This is a genomic window from Arthrobacter sp. NPDC080073 (assembly GCF_040686575.1).
GTDB lineage: Bacteria > Actinomycetota > Actinomycetes > Actinomycetales > Micrococcaceae > Arthrobacter.
In genome coordinates, this window is the sequence record NZ_JBFBKR010000007.1 from 94,904 (window position 1) to 114,725 (window position 19,822).

General features: G+C 61.2%; 16 protein-coding genes. 11 read left to right on the forward strand and 5 right to left on the reverse strand.

Annotation, left to right across the window (positions count from 1 at the left end):
* The first annotated feature begins 121 nt into the window (after nt 1-121).
* The 6 genes from AB0O52_RS10505 to AB0O52_RS10530 all read left to right on the forward strand — a co-directional run bounded on the left by AB0O52_RS10505 (nt 122) and on the right by AB0O52_RS10530 (nt 9,623).
* Nucleotides 122-2,674: an ATP-binding cassette domain-containing protein gene (locus AB0O52_RS10505; RefSeq protein WP_364537207.1), complete on the forward strand. Its 2,553-nt coding sequence runs from the start codon at nt 122-124 to the stop codon at nt 2,672-2,674.
* Nucleotides 2,675-2,886: 212 nt separating this feature from the next.
* On the forward strand, nt 2,887-3,417 hold the full coding sequence (locus tag AB0O52_RS10510) for a cupin domain-containing protein (RefSeq protein ID WP_364537210.1): 531 nt from the start codon (nt 2,887-2,889) through the stop codon (nt 3,415-3,417).
* A gap of 142 nt (nt 3,418-3,559) precedes the next feature.
* Complete coding sequence (locus AB0O52_RS10515) at nt 3,560-5,113, forward strand: aldehyde dehydrogenase family protein (RefSeq protein ID WP_364537213.1); 1,554 nt, start codon at nt 3,560-3,562, stop codon at nt 5,111-5,113.
* A 225-nt stretch (nt 5,114-5,338) separates the two neighbouring features.
* Entirely contained in the window at nt 5,339-6,103 is a 765-nt protein-coding gene (locus tag AB0O52_RS10520; protein WP_364537216.1) for an SDR family oxidoreductase, read from the forward strand.
* A gap of 538 nt (nt 6,104-6,641) precedes the next feature.
* Nucleotides 6,642-7,043 carry a hypothetical protein gene (locus tag AB0O52_RS10525; protein ID WP_364537219.1) on the forward strand — a complete coding sequence of 134 codons (402 nt, stop codon included), beginning with the start codon at nt 6,642-6,644 and terminating at the stop codon, nt 7,041-7,043.
* A 423-nt stretch (nt 7,044-7,466) separates the two neighbouring features.
* Entirely contained in the window at nt 7,467-9,623 is a 2,157-nt protein-coding gene (locus AB0O52_RS10530; RefSeq protein WP_364537222.1) for a glycogen debranching N-terminal domain-containing protein, read from the forward strand.
* Between the two features lie 96 nt (nt 9,624-9,719).
* On the opposite strand, the gene AB0O52_RS10535 is transcribed toward AB0O52_RS10530, so the two are convergent.
* Together AB0O52_RS10535 and AB0O52_RS10540 are read right to left on the reverse strand one after the other, a co-directional pair.
* Nucleotides 9,720-10,589 (reverse strand): helix-turn-helix transcriptional regulator, encoded by an 870-nt coding sequence (locus AB0O52_RS10535; RefSeq protein WP_364537225.1) that lies wholly within the window; start codon nt 10,587-10,589, stop codon nt 9,720-9,722.
* A 58-nt stretch (nt 10,590-10,647) separates the two neighbouring features.
* Nucleotides 10,648-11,667 carry a zinc-dependent alcohol dehydrogenase family protein gene (locus tag AB0O52_RS10540; RefSeq protein WP_364537228.1) on the reverse strand — a complete coding sequence of 340 codons (1,020 nt, stop codon included), beginning with the start codon at nt 11,665-11,667 and terminating at the stop codon, nt 10,648-10,650.
* A gap of 1,013 nt (nt 11,668-12,680) precedes the next feature.
* Here AB0O52_RS10540 and AB0O52_RS10545 point away from each other — a divergent pair.
* Nucleotides 12,681-13,937 carry an MFS transporter gene (locus AB0O52_RS10545; protein ID WP_364537231.1) on the forward strand — a complete coding sequence of 419 codons (1,257 nt, stop codon included), beginning with the start codon at nt 12,681-12,683 and terminating at the stop codon, nt 13,935-13,937.
* 154 nt (nt 13,938-14,091) lie between these two features.
* A complete protein-coding gene (locus tag AB0O52_RS10550; RefSeq protein ID WP_364537234.1) occupies nt 14,092-14,733 on the forward strand; it encodes an MBL fold metallo-hydrolase in 642 nt (213 codons plus the stop codon).
* A gap of 390 nt (nt 14,734-15,123) precedes the next feature.
* On the opposite strand, the gene AB0O52_RS10555 is transcribed toward AB0O52_RS10550, so the two are convergent.
* Nucleotides 15,124-16,323, reverse strand: a complete 1,200-nt coding sequence (locus AB0O52_RS10555) for an MFS transporter (protein ID WP_364537237.1) — start codon at nt 16,321-16,323, stop codon at nt 15,124-15,126.
* A gap of 270 nt (nt 16,324-16,593) precedes the next feature.
* Here AB0O52_RS10555 and AB0O52_RS10560 point away from each other — a divergent pair, with 270 nt between their 5' ends.
* Nucleotides 16,594-17,013, forward strand: coding sequence for a hypothetical protein (locus AB0O52_RS10560; protein WP_364537240.1), 420 nt, complete (start codon nt 16,594-16,596; stop codon nt 17,011-17,013).
* A complete protein-coding gene (locus AB0O52_RS10565) occupies nt 16,977-17,234 on the forward strand; it encodes an enoyl-CoA hydratase/isomerase family protein (RefSeq protein ID WP_364537243.1) in 258 nt (85 codons plus the stop codon). The genes AB0O52_RS10560 and AB0O52_RS10565 overlap by 37 nt, the downstream gene beginning before the upstream one ends.
* A 207-nt stretch (nt 17,235-17,441) precedes the next feature.
* Here AB0O52_RS10565 and AB0O52_RS10570 read toward each other — a convergent pair whose 3' ends face one another.
* Both AB0O52_RS10570 and AB0O52_RS10575 read right to left on the reverse strand, forming a co-directional pair.
* Nucleotides 17,442-18,311: an alpha/beta hydrolase gene (locus tag AB0O52_RS10570; RefSeq protein ID WP_364537246.1), complete on the reverse strand. Its 870-nt coding sequence runs from the start codon at nt 18,309-18,311 to the stop codon at nt 17,442-17,444.
* 39 nt (nt 18,312-18,350) lie between these two features.
* Nucleotides 18,351-19,064, reverse strand: coding sequence for an SDR family oxidoreductase (locus AB0O52_RS10575; protein WP_364537249.1), 714 nt, complete (start codon nt 19,062-19,064; stop codon nt 18,351-18,353).
* An 80-nt stretch (nt 19,065-19,144) separates the two neighbouring features.
* Between AB0O52_RS10575 and AB0O52_RS10580 the strand changes: the two genes are divergently transcribed.
* Nucleotides 19,145-19,753 (forward strand): helix-turn-helix domain-containing protein, encoded by a 609-nt coding sequence (locus tag AB0O52_RS10580; protein ID WP_364537252.1) that lies wholly within the window; start codon nt 19,145-19,147, stop codon nt 19,751-19,753.
* Nucleotides 19,754-19,822 lie beyond the last annotated feature (69 nt).

The window sequence follows — 19,822 nt, forward strand, 5'->3', positions numbered from 1 at the left end:
GTCGTTTATCCAGGTGCCGGTCGGGGTCTGGACCGTCGGATCCCGACCCCGACCGGAAACCCAAATAACCATGTGGACCTGTCCACGTAGTGGAGAACTGCAAATGACGAAAGAACAAATAATGGTGAACTCAGATGGCGAGACGCGGACTGCGACGAGCTCTGAGCCCGCCCTCGTTCTGACGAATGTATCAAGGTCGTTCCCCGGTGTCCGAGCACTCACGGAGGTCGACTTTGACTGCCGGCCCGGCGAGGTGCATGCGCTGGTCGGCGAGAACGGGTCGGGAAAGTCGACACTCATTAAGATTGCCGCGGGTGTCTTGACGCCGGATAGCGGATCAGTGCTGATCGAAGGAACTTCGCTGTCACGAGGCGGAATCCGGCAGGCGCGCCGCCTGGGCCTTATGACTGCTTATCAGGACACTTCGCTGGTGCCAGAGCTGACGGTCGCAGACAACATTGCGCTGTCCTTTGACGCCATCGGCGAAAAGCGGCCGGCCGACCTGAGAAAACTGTTGGCCGGCTACCAGCTGCCATTTGATCTGTCGGCCGCTGTCTCCACGCTCGGGCCGGGGGCCCGCCAGCTCCTTGAGGTTGCTCGTGCCATGAGCCATCGCCCCCGCGTTTTGCTCCTGGACGAGCCAACGGCAGCGCTGGATATGAGGCTGGCAGCTCATCTAGAGGAACTGGTGCGAACCGCCCGTGACGAGGGCACTGCCATCGTCTACGTCAGCCATAGGCTGGAGGAGGTCCGTCGCCTGGCCGATCGGCTGACTGTTCTTCGTGACGGTGTCATCCAGGGAACCTATACTTCTCGAGACTGGCATGTCGATGACATCGTGGAGCTCATGGTTGGCGCCCCGACCGAACTGGAATTTCCCGGGCGTAAAAATCAGCCGTCGCCAAGCCCGCGTCTCGAAGTCCGCGATCTTGCCGGGCCTGACTTCGGCCCGGTGTCCCTGGCGGTCAGGGGTGGTGAGATTGTCGGGATAGCCGGCGCGGAAGGCAACGGTCAACGAGCTTTGCTGCGTGGTCTCATCGGAATCGGTCGAAGCGGCGGCGAAATCGCTGTGGACGGCGAGGTGCTGACTCAGCCTAATCCGGCCACTGCATTGCATGCGGGCATCAACTTTCAGAGTGGGGACCGGGCTGCAGAGTCCGTTTACGGTCCGCTTCCGGTCATGGACAACCTAACGATTCAGTCGGGCGCAGCGAACGGGCCCGGCGGCCTCGCTCTGCTCCGACGCCTAAAGAATGCCTGGAACAGCGCCGCGGCCCAGTTCGGTATCGTCGCCGCGTCGCCCTTCCAGCCGATCAGTGCACTCTCCGGGGGAAATCAGCAAAAGATCGTTCTTGCCCGACCTACACTGCGAGCACCGAAAGTGTTGGTCGTTGACGATCCGACCCAAGGTGTTGACGCGCGCGCTCGGATGGACATCTACAGGATGCTCTCGGATGCCGCCGAGGACGGTATCGCTGTGCTGGTGAACTCGTCGGACTCATCTGAATTGGCGGGTCTGTGTGACCGCGTCTATGTCATGTCGCGGGGAGAGATCAGCGCCGAACTAGCCGGTCCGACAACCGAGAGCGAGATCGTTCGCAGCTTTGTAAGCGCCGGCGGAATCGCGGAGCGGCCGGACTCACGGCTCACTGGGCCAGCGTGGTTCGCCCGTTCGCTGGCCCGGGTGACCCCCCACGTCCCAATCATCGTGCTGCTTCTGCTCTCGGCGCTCCTGGCGATATACACAGGCGCTCACTCACCTGTATTTTGGACAGGACCAAACCTGGCCAACCTGATGCTCCTTAGCCTTCCTCTCGCGTTCGTCGCGCTCGGGCAACAGGTCACGCTGATGTCGGGAGGCTTCGACATATCTGTGGGTGCCACCATGAGTCTCACCGTGGTCCTAGCATCCATGACGCTTCCCGATCTCAGCGTTGGATCGCTGCTCGTCACTGTGCCGCTGCTCCTTCTTACAGCGGGTCTCGTGGGTGCTTTGAACGCATTGCTCATCGGGCCACTCAAGGTCAATCCGATTGTTGCGACTATTGCGACGCTTGGAATCATTCAAGGTATCGCCATCGTCCTCAGGCCTCAGCCAGGGGGGATGATTGCGCCTGATCTGGGCACGGCCTTCAGCATGGGTGTGGGCTTTATCCCGATCCCGTTCATAATTCTCGTGGCGCTCACCGTCGCTCTTGAGACCTGGCTGTACCGGACACGCGGGGGACTCGCGCTCCGCGCTGTCGGGTTTAACGAACAGTCAAGCGACCGGGTCGGGCGGCGTTCGGTCATGGTTCGCTCCGCAGGTCTGATTGTGTGTGCAGTCGGAGCAGTAGCAGGTGGCATCTGCCTCGCCTCGCTCACCGGAATCGGTACCAACGATGTGGGCGCCGGATATTCCCTGCCTTGCTTTGCGGCGGTATTCCTCGGCGGCGCGGTACTCACCGGGGGGCGTGGCTCCTTCATAGGCGCCGTTCTTGGCGCGGTCTTCCTGTCCCTAATCGACAACGCAACCCCTCTGCTCAACATCCCCGACGGTGCCAAGCAGGCCCTCTACGGGGCTATTTTGATCATCGCAGTGGCCGCATATGCGGGAGTGCAACGCATGCGGAACGGTAGCAGCCAAACGGAGAAACGCCGTATACGAAGCAAGGAACAGAAGGCCAATGCCTGATATGGCAGTCGGGGCGCGCGTTCCCGGCATTCTTGGTCGAGAACGCAGCAGGGCACGATCGTTCACGCCGTTATGGGCTAAGGAGCAGCCACCAAACGAACCGAGCCGGTGCCCTTAGATCATACAACTGGCTCTCAGCGGCCTAAACCCTCGGCAAAGCGCGGGTAGCCGGCTTCTAAAACCACACACACAACTACCGAAAGGAATACATCATGGCAGGCGAATATCGCGACCTACGTGCGCGACGGATCGTGACAGGCTTGGATGACCAGGGACGGTCAACGATCGTGAGCGACGCACTCACCGAAACCAGGCTCATCACTGACGCCTTCATGCGCAACGACATCTGGCAGGCCAAGGAAGTGCCCGGTTCAGCCCTCGCGGAGAACACCCTTGCCGAGGTTGCCGTCATCCCCCCGCCGCCACTGGGCTATACCTACAATCTCACAGCGTTCCCGCCGGACAGCGAGTGGGACTACGAAACCGGATACGCGCAAGCGCTGGCGAATGCTGCCGCCTCGGAATCGACGAGCGACACGGACATTCCCGGCATGCACACGACGGAGACGGTCGACATCGTCACGATCATCTCCGGTGAGCTCTGGGCAATTCTCGAGACCGGCGAAACCCTGCTCAAGCCAGGTGACACGATCGTTCAGCGCGGCACCAAGCACGCCTGGCGAAACAAGGGTGACGTGCCGGCAGTCATGGCGGCCATCCAGATCTCGGCGACCCGCCCATGATCGCCCGCGATCTCTGTGGCGACCGAAAGATCCGTGCCACGGGTTTCCGGAGCCACGGAAGTGTTCGATCAACGCGAAATCGGCATAGGCATCTTCCATTTCAAAGTGACGGTATGTCAAAGGTCAGGGGAGAGGAAAACAAATGACCACCACATCCCAGCAGAACTTCGCTCCGTCCGAGCAGGCCCAAGAGTTTTTGTCCCGCGACGTGCATCATCTCTTGATTGACGGGCAGAAGGTTCCGGCTGTATCGGGGAAGACGATGACCACCGTCAATCCGTCAACCGGTGAGGTCCTGGCGCGGCTCGCGTCCGGTGATCAGTCCGACGTCGAGCGTGCCGTCTTAGCTGCGCGCAAGGCGTTCAAAGGTCAGTGGAGCACCTGGACCCCCTACGAGCGCCAAGCGTTGTTGACCCGCATCGCCCAGGTCCTTGACGAAAGATTCGAGGAACTGGTCCAGATCGAGGCTAGTGATATGGGCGCCCCGGTCTCCAGATTACGCAGCACCAAGGCGTCGTTGATGAAGATGCTGTCGTTCTTCGCGTCACAAGCGACCAGCGTCAGTGGTGAGACGCTGATGAACGGCATTCCGGGCAAGGTTACGACGATGACGTTGAAGGCCCCGGTCGGGGTCATCGGCGGAATTATTCCGTGGAACGGTCCTCTCAATAGTCAGTTCTGGATCATTGGTGCCGTGCTGGCCAGCGGATGCACCGCCGTGCTCAAGCCGGCCTCGGAAGCTTCTTTGTCGGTGCTGCGGGTGGCCGAGATTCTCCTCGAAGTCGGGGTGCCCGCAGGGGTTATCAATGTCGTCACCGGATCTGGCAAGGAAGCAGGCCACTCGCTGGCGGCCCACCCCGACGTCGACCGCATCGCCTTTACAGGCTCGACTGAAACTGGCCGCAGCATCATTCAGGCATCCACCGTGAACATCAAAAAGCTGCAGCTTGAGCTGGGCGGCAAGTCGGCGGACATTGTGTGCGCGGACGCAGACCTGGACAAGGCCGTGCCCGGAGCCGCGATGGGGGTCTTCGCCAACTCCGGTCAGATCTGTTTTGCCGGCACCCGGGTTTTGGTTCAGCGATCGATCGTCGACGAGTTCACGGAGCGGCTGCTGGCGTTCATGAAGACGCTTCGGGTCGGGCATAGCCTGGACGCCTCCTCCACCTTGGGTCCCGTTATCTCCCGGCCGCAGTTGGACAACGTGCTCTCCTACATCGATATCGGCCGAAACGAAGGGGCCGAACTGCTCTCCGGCGGTCAGCGGCTCGAGGGGGAACTCGGGAGGGGATACTTCATGCAGCCGAGCGTCTTTGGCGGCGTGACCAACGAGATGCGCATCGCTCGTGAAGAGATCTTCGGCCCGGTGTTGTCGATTATGCCGTTCGACGACGTGGACGAGGCCATCGCTATCGCCAATGATAGTGACTACGGTCTCGGGGGAGCGGTGTGGTCACAAAACCTATCCACTGCGCTTCGAGTGGTCCATGGCGTGCACACAGGCACGGTGTGGGTGAACTGCTACGGCTACATCGATCCGCTGGTCGGATTCAGTGGAACCAAGCTCAGTGGGTACGGCTCCAAGGGCACTGCCGCACATATGGACACTTACCTGTACACCAAGAGTGTCTATATAGAACTGACGGGGGCGACCTCGACGCCAACACTGTCGTGGGGAATGGCTGAGATCGACTAGATCTTTCTCATACCTCAAGTGAACGACGTTACTTCGTCCGACGTCCATGACCGGAGGTTCGCTAAGGCCTTCGAACCCGCAGAACGACTCGGCGGCGACGAAGGCCTTGCGCCGGTAGCTATGGACTCAGGCCGACATCTTCACAGCAGAGTCAGACGCGGAACCCAAACCTGACTGGGGCAGGTGCGGCACGTCCACGGCAGGTACACAAGAACGGAGTTTCGAATGACTGAGTACGAACCGGCTCGCGGGGCTATAGGAAAAGTTGTTGTCGTCACAGGCGGGGCGCAAGGGATCGGCTACGCAATTTGCAAAGCCTTCGTTGCCTCAGGGGCTGAGGTGATCGTCGCCGACATAAACGAGACCGTGGGCGCGGCGGCCGCTGAGACACTCAAAGCATCCTTTGTAAGACTCGACGTGACGGACGGTGCTTCTGTGACTGCCGCAGCTAAGGAGGTTGTCGAGAAATTTGGTCGGGTCGACGTCCTCGTTAACAACGCTGGTGTGACCCATGAAGATCCTGCATTGGAAGTCCCAGACGCCACATGGGCTCGAATTCTCGATATCAACCTGACGGGTGCGTTCCGGGCATCGCGCGAGTTCGGCGGCTACTTCGTAAAGCAGGGCTCAGGGTCGATCGTAAACCTGTCGTCGATTTCGGCTTTTATTGGGACGAACCCGGAGTTCCATGTTGCTTATGATGTGTCGAAGGCTGGAGTCTCGCAGCTGACGCGGTCTCTTGCCGTCGAGTGGGCCTGCCACGGCATCCGGGTCAATGCTGTCGCTCCCGGACGCACCCGAACTCCCATTTTGGATGGTGTCGGAAACGACAATCCTTCCAGAATGGAGGAGTGGGTCGCTCAAGTCCCCCAGCGCCGCATTCTCAGTCCAGAGGAAATTGCCTCCGCGGTGTTTTTCCTCGCCCTCGACTCATCCTCTGCCGTAACCGGACACACCCTTCTGGTTGATGGGGGCCACGTCGTGTCCTAGAGCCCGTTTTCGGCACCGGTGACAACGGTGGGGCCGCGGGGGCTGCTGGCAGTAGTTCATCCCTTCCACGGCCGGTCCGAAGTGCCGATGGACCATGTGCGATCTTGATCCGCCCACCGCTGTGGGCCGCGAGCTACGGGACTCTGGGGGTGGGTGGCCTGCGGACAGATGAGGCCATCACGCTTGACCGCGGCAGCACCGAGTGGTCCGAGAGCCGACCGGGGCTAGCAGCACCCCGTGGACAATGCTCTGGTTGCTCGGCCCACAGTGCGGTGCCCGGTTGTTGCCATACTGGTCCGTTTCTGTGGGCGATCGCCGAACCCGGCGTGCCCTCTCGAGGCGCCGGACTCTCTACAGCTCCGTTAGGTGCGGTTCCACCCGTACGACAGAAAATGGCCGTCATCTACGACCACGCGATGGCGGGACTAGCGCCCGCACCCGGGCGCCCCAGACACCAGCTCGTTCGAGCCGCCCAGGATTACAGCCATCCTGATTGGCCGGCAGCACATGGACCAGTCCCTTGCGTCTCCGGTCGCCGATGATGATGAATCGCGATTTCGGAAGGCGGCTCGTCGAGCCGGCAACGGTGGTCGCTGCGCGCGTGGTGACCGCGACAGCGACACAGGAATCCGGCCTGCTGGGTGTCCAGACCAGGGGCGAGGCCGCAGTGCTCCGCGTCGGCAATCTCCGGCGCATGACGCTGCGCATCATCGGAGCGGACGGCAGGATCGACTGCGAGCAGGCCGTGGAAAAGTGCCTCGCCGATCAACCGCTTTCGCTCGTCGGGCCGGACGGCCAGAGGCAGGGCCTTGTCCTACTGCAGGGCGTTCACTCAGAGATAGTCGGTACCAGTAGCCAGTGCGAGGAAAGTGGACTTGCCCGACGCTTCGCTCACGTGCTCGAGCGCAGGCCGGATGAGCGCACTGCATTCAACAAATGAGTGTGCTCAATGACGACTATGCTCATAGATCTGTCAAGGGGTGCTGGCCCCGATGAATGGTGGCTGGCCTTGCGCCTGGCTAACACGATGGCCGCCCAGTCCTGCTGAACGTGATCCGTTGCCTCTGAGCCGATCCCGGTGTCTTTTCGATGGCCTGTTCGTCTGGTGGGACTGGCACCAGGACGACTTCTCTTACAACATGAGAGTACAGCGAATAGTTCAGGCTGCCCCGACAGTGTGTTGCTCCGACCATCCACGCCTGAATTCGCTGATTTTAACGACGGGACTCGCCACAGCTTCGCCGGCGATTGGCGCTTGCCGGGCTGGCATCAAGTGCCCCACCGGCGTAACGTCGTCAGCAAGCGGCCGGTTGTGGTCCTCGCCGTGCTGAGCCGTTGGAGTCAATCGGTTGAAGGAGCCCGGATGGCTGGATGGAATGCTGACACGGCTGCCGGGCCGGTCGGGGCAGGCTCGGTTACCTTGGTTGAGGGCTCATCCTTTTGCATCTCATCAGCCAATGGTGACATCTACCCGGAGCATCCGCACGGGCTGTTTGTGGAAGACGCCCGTATTCTGTCCCGCTGGAACCTTACTATCAACGGCGCCCCTTTGGAGCCCCTAGCCGCGAAGGCGAGGGAACCGTTCCGCGGCGTGTTTGTCGGGCGCGTACCGCGCTCCAATGTCTACGCTGACAGCCCACTGATTATCGAACGCTTCCGGGAGGTAGAGGCCGGAATCCTGGAACAGATTACCGTTCGGAATTACTCGCCGGACGCTGCCGAATGCTTAGTGGCCCTTGAAATAGATGCGGACTTCGCGGACCTCTTCGAGGTGAAGGAAGCACGAATACAGCGGCGCTGGGAGCAGTCCCGTGACGTTGACGCTGATTCACTAACCATCCGGGTTGCGTGGCAGGACATCAGGAAAGGTGTTGTGGTGTCGGCCGTGGGGGCCGACATTGCCCCTGATCGGCTGATTTACCGAATCAGTGTGCCTGGAAACGGAAAGTGGAGTGCCACAGTGAGCGCGGTGCCCCTCGCCGACACAAGCGGTGGCATGGCACGGTTTGTTCGGCCGGACGAAGGAGAAATCTCTCCTCGAGACCGGCGCCGCCAGGAGTGGGTCTCCAAGATTCCTGTGTTGCACATCGGCAACCGCTCAATCGAACGTACCCTTCGGCGCAGCTACGATGACCTGGGTGCGCTTCGCATCGAGGATCCCGACCACCCGGAGCGGGTGGTCGTTGCCGCAGGCGCCCCGTGGTTCATGGCTCTATTCGGACGCGACTCGCTCTGGGCGTCGCTCATGGCCCTGCCAGTGGATCCGTCCCTTGCCTTCGGCACCATCCAGACTCTGGCGGACCGCCAGGGGAGGATAGTGGACGAGATGAGCGAAGAGGAGCCCGGAAAAATCCTGCATGAAGTGAGGTTCGACGTCTCCAGCAGGCTGTCGCTAGGGGGTAAATCTACTTATTTCGGCAGCGTGGATGCCACCCCGCTATTTGTGGCCTTGTTCGGCGAAGTCAGCCGCTGGGGTTTCGCCGCAGAAACGATCTCAACCCTGTTGCCGCACGTCGACCGGGCGCTGGACTGGATCCTCAACTACGGGGACAAGGATGGCGATGGCTTTGTCGAGTATGCGCGGCTCAACGACCGAGGCCTGATCAACCAGGGCTGGAAGGATTCCTGGGATGGCATCAACTTTGCCGACGGGACCCTGGCCGAGCCGCCAATCGCTTTGTGCGAGGTACAGGCCTACGTCTATAGCGCGTATCTCGCCCGCTCCTGGATGGCGTACGACGCCGGCGACATGGACCTGTCGGCCAAGTACCGGGACCGCGCGGCGCGGCTAAAGAGTCAGTTCAACGAACAGTTCTGGCTGCCCGATCGTGGCTACTACGCTGTCGCCCTGGACGGCCGCAAGCGGCCGGTCGACGCGTGCACTTCCAACATGGGCCAATGCCTCATGTTTGGCATCATCGACGAGGACAAAGCCCCTCTTGTTGTCGAACGGCTGATGTCCCCGGAAATGTTCAGCGGCTGGGGCGTGCGAACCCTGGCAAGCAACATGGGCGCCTACAATCCCGCCAGCTACCACAACGGATCAGTGTGGCCCCATGACAACGCGATCATCGCAAATGGACTCGTGCGCTACGGCTTCGTGGAGCAGGCGCAGCGGATCTCCACGGCCCTGTTTGAAGCGGCTGAGTACTCGGAAGGGCGGTTGCCCGAATTGTTCTGTGGCTTCAGCCGTGAGCACTTCGACGAGCCCGTCCCGTATCCCACGGCATGCTCACCGCAGGCCTGGGCCGCGACAACCCCCATCCAACTGGTGAAGAACCTGATGGGCTACTACGCCGACGTTGCCCGGGGCGGCCTCTGGTTGGATCCCGTGCTCCCTGCATCTTACGGAGACCTGCACATCACCAACGCTCCCATGGCAGACAGCCGGATCACAATCGACATCTCCGGTTCCACCGCGATGGTCCAGGGACTGCCCGAAGGCATGCTGTTCCACCACGGAATCCGACCGAGAGCTGCCGAGCTTGCACAACGGGTCAACCTGCCTCACGAGGCCTAGTCACACAAACAGCAGGCTGGCCCTGCCCCCGAATACACAACCGCCAGCCCGAGGCTAGGGGATCAAATGCCTCGCTCCGCCTGCTTCGATTGAGTTTCACGTGTCAGAAGGTCGACTCGCGCGGAACTCCTGAGTGGCGCCCCAACTGGCGAGCAGTTTGATATTGTCGGCCGATTCGGAACCCGTTTCCGGAGTGTATGTGCCGATGAACAGTCCTGGCTCGCCCGGCATCCCGAATACGTCGTAGGTGAGGTCGATGGCACCTACCTCAGGGTGGACAAACACCTTCTGGCCGGTGCGGTGCTCGTGGACGTCTTGATCGGCCCAGTCTTTCCGGAACTGGGGGCTGCGCGTCGCGAGTTCGCCGATTAGTTCGGTCATTTGTGCGTTGAGAGGGTCGCGGCCCACCTCGTAGCGGAGCATCGCGGCTGTCAGACTGCAGGCCAGCGGCCAGTCTGCGTAGTAGACCTTGGCGCGGGAGTCGAGGAAGATGAAGCGGGCGATGTTGGGCCGGTCCGACTCGTAGTGGGGCGAAAAAAGAGCACGCCCGAGAAGGTTCGAGGCGATGAGGTCTTGCCGCGAATTGTATACAACGGCGGGCACAGCCAAGTTGTCCAGCACTCGCTGGACGGATGGGCGGACGGGGACGTGCGCCGTCGTTCTTCTCAAGGCGTTGGTTATCGCTGGGGTGATGCGGGCAAGGTCCAGTAGATGTTCCCGCTCGACATCAGATAGGTGTAGGGCCCGGGCGATCGCGTTGAGCACGCTCTCGGATGCGCCGTGGATGTTGCCGCGCTCCAGCCGGGTGTAGTAATCGATGCTGACCCCAGCGAGTTGCGCGACCTCCTCGCGCCGAAGCCCGGGCACCCGCCGTTGGTCACCGAAGTCGGGCAGCCCGGCCTGGGCGAGTGTGACGTTCGCGCGCCGGGAGATGAGGAACTTCCGGACGTCGTCTTTCTTACTCATGTCATCACGCTATGCCTAAGTGAGAGGGCGGGGGCACTGCGGCCCCCGCCGTGCTGGTTTAGAGGGTGAGGAGGACTTTGGTGGCGGTTCGCTCGTCCATCGCCTTGTACCCGTCGGGAGCCTGCTCGAGGGGGAGGGTGAGGTCGAAGACTTTGCCAGGATCGATTTTCCGGTCCCAGATCATCTGGATGAGGTTCGGCAGGAAGCGGCGCACCGGTGCAGGGCCGCCGAGGGTGTGGATGCCGGCCAAGAAGAGCTCGAAGCCGGGGACGTGGACGTCGTAGTTTACTCCGACATAGCCGAGGTGTCCGCCCCCGCGTGTCGCGCCGATGGCCTGCATGAAGGCTTCCTGCGTCCCGACAGCCTCGACGACAGAATGAGCGCCCAGCCCGCCGGTCAGCTCCTTGATCTTGGCGATGCCCTCGTCGCCGCGTTCTTCGACGATGTCGGTTGCGCCGTAGAACTTGGCCAGATCCTGCCGGTCCTTGTTCCTGCTCATCGCGATGATCCGCTCCGCGCCAAGTTCCTTGGCGGCCAGGATCGCCATAAGGCCCACAGCCCCGTCGCCGACGACGGCGACCGTTTTGCCGGGGCCCGCCTGGGCGGCGACCGCGGCGAACCAGCCGGTGCCGAGCACATCGGAGGCTGCCAACAAAGACGGGATCAGCTCCGGGTCGGGTTGCCCAGGCGTTGCCACCAGCGTTCCGTCTGCGTACGGGATGCGGGCTTTCTCGGCCTGAGTGCCGATCTGAGCGACGAACTCGGCGTGCACGCACTTAGACTGGAAGCCGGACAGGCAGATCTCGCAAGTATTGTCCGAGATAACGAAGGATCCGACGACGAAGTCGCCGACCTTCACGTTCTTCACCTCAGCGCCGATCTCCTCGACTATGCCGACGTATTCGTGCCCCATCACTGTGTGGTCTACAGGCTCAATGCCGCGGTAGGCCCACAGGTCCGAACCACAGATGCAGGTCGCGCTGAGCCTGACGATCGCATCGGTCGGGTCGATGATCTTCGGGTCCTCACGTTCCTCTACCCGTACGTCCCCGGCGGTGTACATGACAACTCCACGCATATAAAAATCTCCTTGTGTGCTTTGGGTGCGCCAAGAGCGCTGCGCTATTCCGGGGAGGGGGCCCGGTAATCGCTAGTCCCATTAGACCGCGTCTGCCGCACGAACTGGGAGGTTGCGATAGGGCCCCCCAGCGCCCTGGTCCGCCCCAGGCCTAGTATTCGCGGGTTCGTTGCTCAGCCCCTCTGTGCGTCGAATCCGGAAAAGACGACACCCAAAAGTCACTCAAGAACCGGAGCCACTATGGCAACATACGCTTTTCGGTCGGCAGGTAGCCTCCTGGCGAGAGCAGACACAAACATAGGTCGACTAGTTGGACGGCCAGGGTTCGAGAGGGATCGCGACTTGAGCCAGCGCGGCTTTTTGGGCTCGAGCGACTGGCCACCGAAGCGATCCACGGGGAAGCCCTGCGGTTGAATTGTCGGCGCCTGCAACTGGGACATCCCAGCGGATTATGGCCTCATCACAAATGACTATTTGCAGACCGGATACTCCGCGCCACATATTGGAGGCCAAGGCGCTTATGTCTCGACCGCATGCGAATGCACCGGATCTTCTCTTCCGATGGATTTGGAGAACACCACCTGAGCAAAGCCCGATCAGGATACTGCAAATTACTTTCGGCCGCCCGGCGATGCCAAAGCTGCCAAGCCCGGGCCGCATAAGAAGGAAGATGAGAAGAGTTCTCCTATGACCACGCATAACACCAGCCATCCGGACCTGGGTCCAAGTAGCCCACCGGAAAAGATCCTCAGCAATCAGGAACGGCTCCAGGGACCTCGGTTAGGGTCCAAGACCCTTGTCCTCGTTCAGAATCCGCTAGGCTTCCCAGGATCTCTTCTTTCATCTCGGTCCGGTCAATGTCGTGTCGACGATGATTTGCGCCGACTGGACGGGAGCGGGTCAATGCCATTTTCGAACGAAGCCTCGCTGGGGCACGTTCAGGATTCAGTCACGTGCTAGGGGATCAAGCAGGGACACTGGAAGTCACGAAGCGTCCAGGGCACGCCCGTCGCGTGGCATTCGCAGCCGGCGCCGGAGCGCTGGTCGAAAGTTACGACTTCGGGATCTATGGCTTTGCGGCGGCATTCGTCTTTCCACATACTTTTTTCCCATCGCTCGGGTCTTCCGCGGCTATGGTGGCATCAATGGCAACACTGGGAGTTGCCTTTGTGACGCGACCGGCCGGGGCGATTCTCTTCGGCTATCTAGGGGACCGCTATGGCAGGAAAAAAACGCTCATTGCGACGGTTCTCGGCATGGGTCTTTGCACGGTGGCTATGGGTCTGGTTCCGTCGGCACAGAGTATCGGTGTCTCGGCACCCATTATCGTCGTGACTCTCCGCGCTTTTCAGGGGCTAGCATTTGGAGGCGAGTGGGCGGGGGCACAGCTCTTCGCGACCGAACACGCGCCCTCCGGTCGTCGAGGACTATATGGCATGTTCCCTCAAGTGGGCAATGGCTTGGCGAATGTTTTGGGTCCTTTGACTCTTCTCGGCGTTAGTTCATTCGGGCAAAGCGCATTCCAAGAATGGGCTTGGAGGATCCCCTTCCTCGCCAGTGGGATCCTTGTCCTCATCGCTTTTTACATTCGTATGAGGGTTGAGGAAACGCCCATCTTTGCGAAGGAGCAAGTTCGGGGTAAAACCACACGACAGCCCCTGTTGGGGGCAGTGAAGCAACAGCCGTGGACAATCGCGCTTTCGGGAGGAGCTCTCCTCACCACATTTGCATTCTATTTCAGTGTGCAAACCTTCATTCCACATTATGGTGTCGATAGACTCGGCCTTTCACAAAACGAAGTGCTAGGCGTGACGGCTCTTGCCGGTCTTATTTACGGTGCATCGTCTTGTGTCAGCGCCGTGATTTCGGACAATTATGGGCGACGACCAGTGGTTGCTGTAGCGCAGGTGTTTGGCGTGATCTGGGGCATGGCTCTCTTCCCTGTTCTCGCGGTGCCCGGTGTTGTCACGTTTGCCGTGGCGCTGTGTGCTACCACACTTGTGGCTGGGGTCACGCTCGGCGCTCTCGGCGTCCTGATCCCTGAGCAGTTTCCGACGCAGTATCGTTACACAGCGGTGGGATTGTCGTATCAGCTGGCGGCGGTAGTCGGCGGCGGGGTCATTCCAATCGTCGCGCCTATCATCACTGCGTCATCGTACGGTCCAATCGCATTCGGAGTTGTCCTCGCGGTGATTGCGGCGATTGCGGCGCTCTGTACACTCTGGCTGAAGGAGGGGCGGAACAAAAGCATGGAATGGACTATAGAGTGACCCGGACCAAGGTCTGGTCGGCGGCGCCAGCAGGTTCGGGCGTTTTCACGTCTGAGGACTCCTGGGAGTCGGGACTTCTGAGGTTTCCTGAACGGACATGAAACATTGTTGAGCCATATAGGAGCGACATGACAGATGATGTGGACACGATCGAATGAAAATAACGCATTTTGGCCACGCGTGCCTTCTCGTGGAAATTGCGGGGACCCGGGTTCTGATAGATCCGGGAACGTTAGCCAAAGGATTCTCGGAAGTCCGGTCCCTAGACGCGATCCTGATCAGCCACGAGCACTTCGACCATTTTGATAGGGCGCGCGTTTCTGCTCTGATGGACTCGAATCCGGATGCTACGTTGGTCCTCGACCGCGCGATCGCCCGTGAGGTGCCGGAATCTATTGAGCCCACGCGAATCAAACTCGTCTCCTCAGGCTACAAGTTCGACGTCAGAGGCGTCGCACTCGAGACTGTTGGCGGTGAGCACGCGACCATTCACCCTGATATACCGAATACTTCAAATATCGGCTTCTATTTCACTGAGCCGGGTCTGCTTTACCCTGGCGACGAATTCCTGACGCCGGCTCTCGACGCCAGGATCCTAGCCTTGCCCGTCTCGGGCCCGTGGCAGAGCCTGGCCGACGCTGTTAACTACCTGCGCCTCATTGAACCTCCCGTCGCGTTCGCGATTCATGAGGCCGCACTCACCGAACCGGAAGTGTGGTACGGCTTAATAGATTCACTGAAGCCAGCGTCGACCGAGTTTAAGGTCTTAAAGCCCCGCAAGCCGACTGAGTTCTAACGTCACCCGCATGGGAGACGTTTAGCGGTTATGCAGGTCCTTTGGAGACGACCTCGGCAGCAGCCCGTTTCCCAGCGGCGACGCCCCTCGCAAGCGCGCCACAGATTTGGTCTGATGTGACTGATTTTGCGACTAGCGAAAGCGTTGCTGTGGCCGCTCCTCGGCCATGACTCAATCCCGTTGCCTTTCGTCGCTCGGATTCGAAAGTGTCAGGGGTCTGGCGGTCCGCTGGTGACAGGCCCGCTTCCAGAGCCAGGACTCCGGCAACGGCGTTTAGACGATGGTGATACCGGCGAGTTGCAGGGCAGGCTTGGGGCAGTTGCCGGCGGCGCGGGTGGCTGTGGCGATGTTCGTGTTACCTGCCAGGGCGGGATTTCCGATTCCTGATATTTACATCGGCTGGGTGACACGGTTGGGCGCATGGTTGGTCCTTCGTTCGGACAGCCGGGCGGCCCATAGCCCGTTTATGGTGAACATGAAGGTGGCACCGAGGACTAGGAGTAGAGGCGCGGTCCAACCGCCGGTAGAGGTGTTCAGCCATCCGGCCAACGGCGGGGCTACAGTGGCGGCGAGGTAACCAACGCCTTGGATGCGCGCCGAAGCGGACGCGGCCTCGGCATTGCTTTGGGTAATCTGCGAAACGATGGCGAATACTGCAGTGAAGCCGCCCCCTTGCGCGACCCCGCCGATTATGGACCACAGCACGAACGCCTCTGGTGCGGCTAGCAACCCGACGGGCAGCGCAACCCAAAAAACCGCGATGACGGCGATCGTCATCGTCATCTTAGTCCTCGCGGCTAAGAGCGGGACTCCGAACGCGCCGATGATGGCTGCAACCTGAAAGAGAGACGCTGTAGCGCCGGATGCGGCCGGGCCCAGGCCCCGGGTCTCGGACAAAAGCAACGGCAGCCACGCAGTGGTGCCATAGAATGCGGCGGTCTGGCCGCAAAATGTCAGAATCAGGTGAGCGACGATCCGCCGATTCCGAGTATGCTTCGTCAGCGGGTCTGCCGTGGCGGCAGCCGCCCCAGGACCGTCCGAGATACGCGGGCTGTTTGCGGTCGGCGAGTGGAGTCGCGGCCACTCTCTGAGCAGCCAGTAAGCTAGGCCGGCTGCGGTAACGACGCCGCAGGCGGCGATCGCGGCCCGCCAGCCGACCAGCGTGGCCAACGGCGGAGTGCTGACTAAGGCGACCATGGAGCCGACGTTTACCGTCGCCGAGTACGCGCCGGTGGCAGCCGCCGCTTTGCGCCACGGAACATCGCGGCGGATGATGACCGGCACCACGATGTTACCCAGCGCCATGGCGGTTGCTATGATCGCCGTGCCCAACAGCATGACGGCAGCCCCTCCAATGGAGCGCAGGACTGTGCCTGCGAGCACGCCGATCAGGCACAGGATCACGGTTGTTTCCGGGCCGAAGCGGCGGATGGTCCGGGTCGCCAAGGGAGTCGCAATCGCGAAGAGCAGCACCGGGATACCGATGAGCAGACCGGCGCCGGCCGCGGACAGCCCAGTACCGGCCTGTATATCACCGATCACAGTGGTAGGGGCTATGATCGGGGCCCGGAGACTCAGAGCCAAGACCATGATGCCGGTGATTATAAACGGCAGCGCTGAGCCTTGGGCGGATGGGCGGTGCGTGGCGGCCTCCTTCGTATCGACTCAGGCCAAGGTCCTTTAACTGTGTGGCCTCTTGCGGGTGCAGTGAGCCGTCGGTTGGAACTCCGGTACGGTGCTCATGGTGTCAGTACTTGGAGGAGCGCACCATAAAGATAGGGCCGGCTAGGCAACGAGGATGATGTCTTCCATACTGCCTGTTATCGCTGAGGCTCACCAATAATCGTTTGGGATGGGTCTATGTCGTGCCGTTATCTGGTATTTTCGACGGGCAAAGAAGGGAGGCGGTCGGCTCACGGGTCGGGCCCTTCGAGATCGAGTCGAAGCGAACATCCGGCCGTCGCGGAGAGAGCGGCCATCGCGGCTCCCGACGCCGACCGAGGGGAGGACCTCGAGGCGTTCGTCGTTCTCAGCACCGGCTGGGAGGCGTCCGCGGCCTTGGAGGATGACCTCAACTGTTTCGTTAAGACCAACCACGCGGCGCTCGCCTACCCGCGTGCCGTTTATTTCGTACCGGAACTTCCGAAGACGCCGAGCGGTAAGACTCAGCGGTTCGTGCTGCGGGAGGTGCGGCGGTCGGAGCTGGCGAAGGCAGGACAGGGGCGACATCGCAGCCCCTCCGGGTGGAACAGAGAGGATCGGTTCCCTGGCTGTTCCTGAATAGGCCGACCAAGCGGAACGCTCTGAACAACGCCTTGACGACCGCCTCGGAAAGGCAGGTCGACGAGGTCGCAGCTGATACAGATACTGCGGTGGTGGTCCTGGCGGGTGAGGGGCCGGGCTTCTCCGCAGGCGGGGATTTCCGTCACTCCAGGGTGCTGGCTACGGAATACAAGGTAATGTTTGAGCAGCGAAGACGTCTGCACAGATCTTCGAGGTGAGCCCGCTGAATCCCGCGGACAGGAAGATCGACTCGAGCTCTTCGATCAGGCGACTACGTCGGTCGTCGTCCTTGCGCGTGCGGCGGGGCATCGCAGCGGTGGCCCTGGTGGGCATCGACATCTCAGTAGTCTCGCCGACGTCGGCGGTCAGGTCATCGGCTCCCGGGGTGGACTCAGCATCTCCCGCCCGGGACGCCGAATCAATCGTTACCCGTTGCCAGTGAGGAACGCGAGGACCGTTTCCACGAATTCTCGATGGTACTGGAAGATCGCGCCGTGTCCGGAGCCAGGGTAGAGGACGAGTTGACTGTTCGGAAGACGCCGCGCGAGATCTATGGTGTCGCTCGTGGGGACCCCTTGATCGTTGTCGCCATTGACCACCAGCACCGGCAGCTGAATCGTTCCAAGCTCCTGGTCGGCATCCTGGCCCCAACGCTGAATCGCTTTGAGCTGGGTGCGATAACCGGGGAAGGATATCGTCTTATCGCGACCGGTGGTGCGTTCCTTCAGTCGGCGGAGGAAATCCTTGGCCGCAGCTTTTCCTTCGGAGGTTCGAGGGAAGAAGAGGAGTTCCTTCGGGTCGCGAAGGGTCACTACGGCCCGAGCGAGGTTGATATCCGACCTACGCGTCAATTTGCCAAGGGCCGGGCTGCCGGCCGGACTCGTTCCCGCCAGAATGAGCCGACGGATCAGCTGCGGTTTGCTCTGCACGAGTGCCTGAGCCACCATGCCGCCCAGGGAGAATCCGAGGACGTCGACCTGATCGAGACCGAGTGCGGATATGAAGTCTGCGGCGTCCCCGGCCATCAGCTCGATCGTGGGGCGTACCTTTCCGCTGGATGCACCGACGCCGCGGTAATCGAAGGTGATAACCCGGCGGTTCGCGGCGATGCCATCCACAATCCGCGGATCCCAGTTGTCCAGGTTCCCCGAGACATGGGTGAAGAAGATCAGCGGTACCCCGCGGCGGGGGCCGAGGTCCCGGTATGCGACTTGGACGCCGTCCGCCGGAATGGTGAGGGTAGTGGCGTCACGGTAAAGGACTTGCTCGCTGTGGGAGGGTTTCGTGGTGGCCATGATCGTGTGTGTCCGTTTCTCTTCGCTGGGCTGAGGGTTTCAGGCACTGTGCTCGTGCAGTTCGGGGTACATCACAGCGATCGGGCCGCTGAGGGCGGCTTTGACGGAGGCAGTGAGCTCGTCGGCGATGACCTCGTAGCCGTCGTTCTCTACGGTTTCCAAGACGAGTCGCACCAGCTCATGGGGGTCCATCTTGGGCCCACTGGCCTGAGCGGCCATCGCGGTGTCGACGTAGCCCATGTGAACCCCTACGACGTGCGTGCCTTGCGGTGCTAGCTCCAGCCGAAGCGAGTTCGTCGCAGACCAGAGCGCAGCCTTCGAAGCACTGTAAACGCCGCCCCACGCGTACCAGCTCGCGATCGAATGGATGTCGATAAGAACGGACGACGCGTGCGCACCAAGGATCGGGGCGAACGTCCTGGCGAGTAGGACGGGGCCGAAGAAGTTCGACTCCATCGTCCTGCGGATCTCGTCCTCTGACAGCGCCGAGATGGAGTCGCCGTCGATCACTATGCCTGCGTTGTTGATGAGTACAGTGACGTCCTGAGCCGCCTCAGCGGCAGCCGCCCGGGACGCTGAATCCGTCACGTCGAGCCGGAGCGGGACGACGCGATTATCGTCCCAGCTCTTCGGCGTGCGGGCCGTCGCGTACACCTTTGCTGCTCCCTTCTCCAGCGCCTGTCGGACGAACTCGGTTCCGATCCCCCCGTTCGCTCCGGTAACCAGAACTACCGCGTCGGTCAGTTTTTGCATGATCTCTCCCTCGTGTTGTTATATTGACTCTAATCAAAATCGAACGCACTCCATTTTTATTCCCGTGGAAAAATGAATCCATGAGCTCGCATCACATCGCCCTTGGCCGCCGTGAGCGGAACAAGCAAGAAAAACTCGCCCGGATAACGGCCGCCGCATACCAACTCTTCAGCGAGCACGGCGTCAACGAGGTCACCACCCAGCAGATCGCCGACGCCGCTGACGTGGGAACAGGCACTCTCTTCTTCTACGCCAAGACGAAGGCAGAGCTTCTGTTGCTGGTCCATAACGCCGCTTTCGCCGAAGCCATCGATCTTGGCGTTGCTGCCGCGCGACGCGAGACGGATCCCCTTCTAGGGATCATGGCGATCGTTCGACCGATCATCGAGCGGAATCGGGTTCAGGTCGAGAACGGCCGCGCCTATCTGAGGGAGTTGGTTTTCGGCGACCCGGAAGAACCGCACCATAAGACGGCGTTGGCTCTGGCCGCACGGGTCGACGCCGAGGTCGCGGAAGTCATCCGCCACAGAGCCCCGTCTCGTGCGGCAGATGCACAGCAACTGGCCGCGATCATCTCATCGATCATGTTCATCAATATGAGCGCGACGGTGTTCCAGTCGCTTAGTGTCGACCGCGTGACCGAGAACGTGAGCGATCAGGTGCGCGCGCTCCTCGCCGAACCTTCGTAAAAACGGATCGTCGCACTGTAAGGTCAGAGGCTCACCTAGGTAAGAAGCCGGTTCCGCCGGACAGGGCAG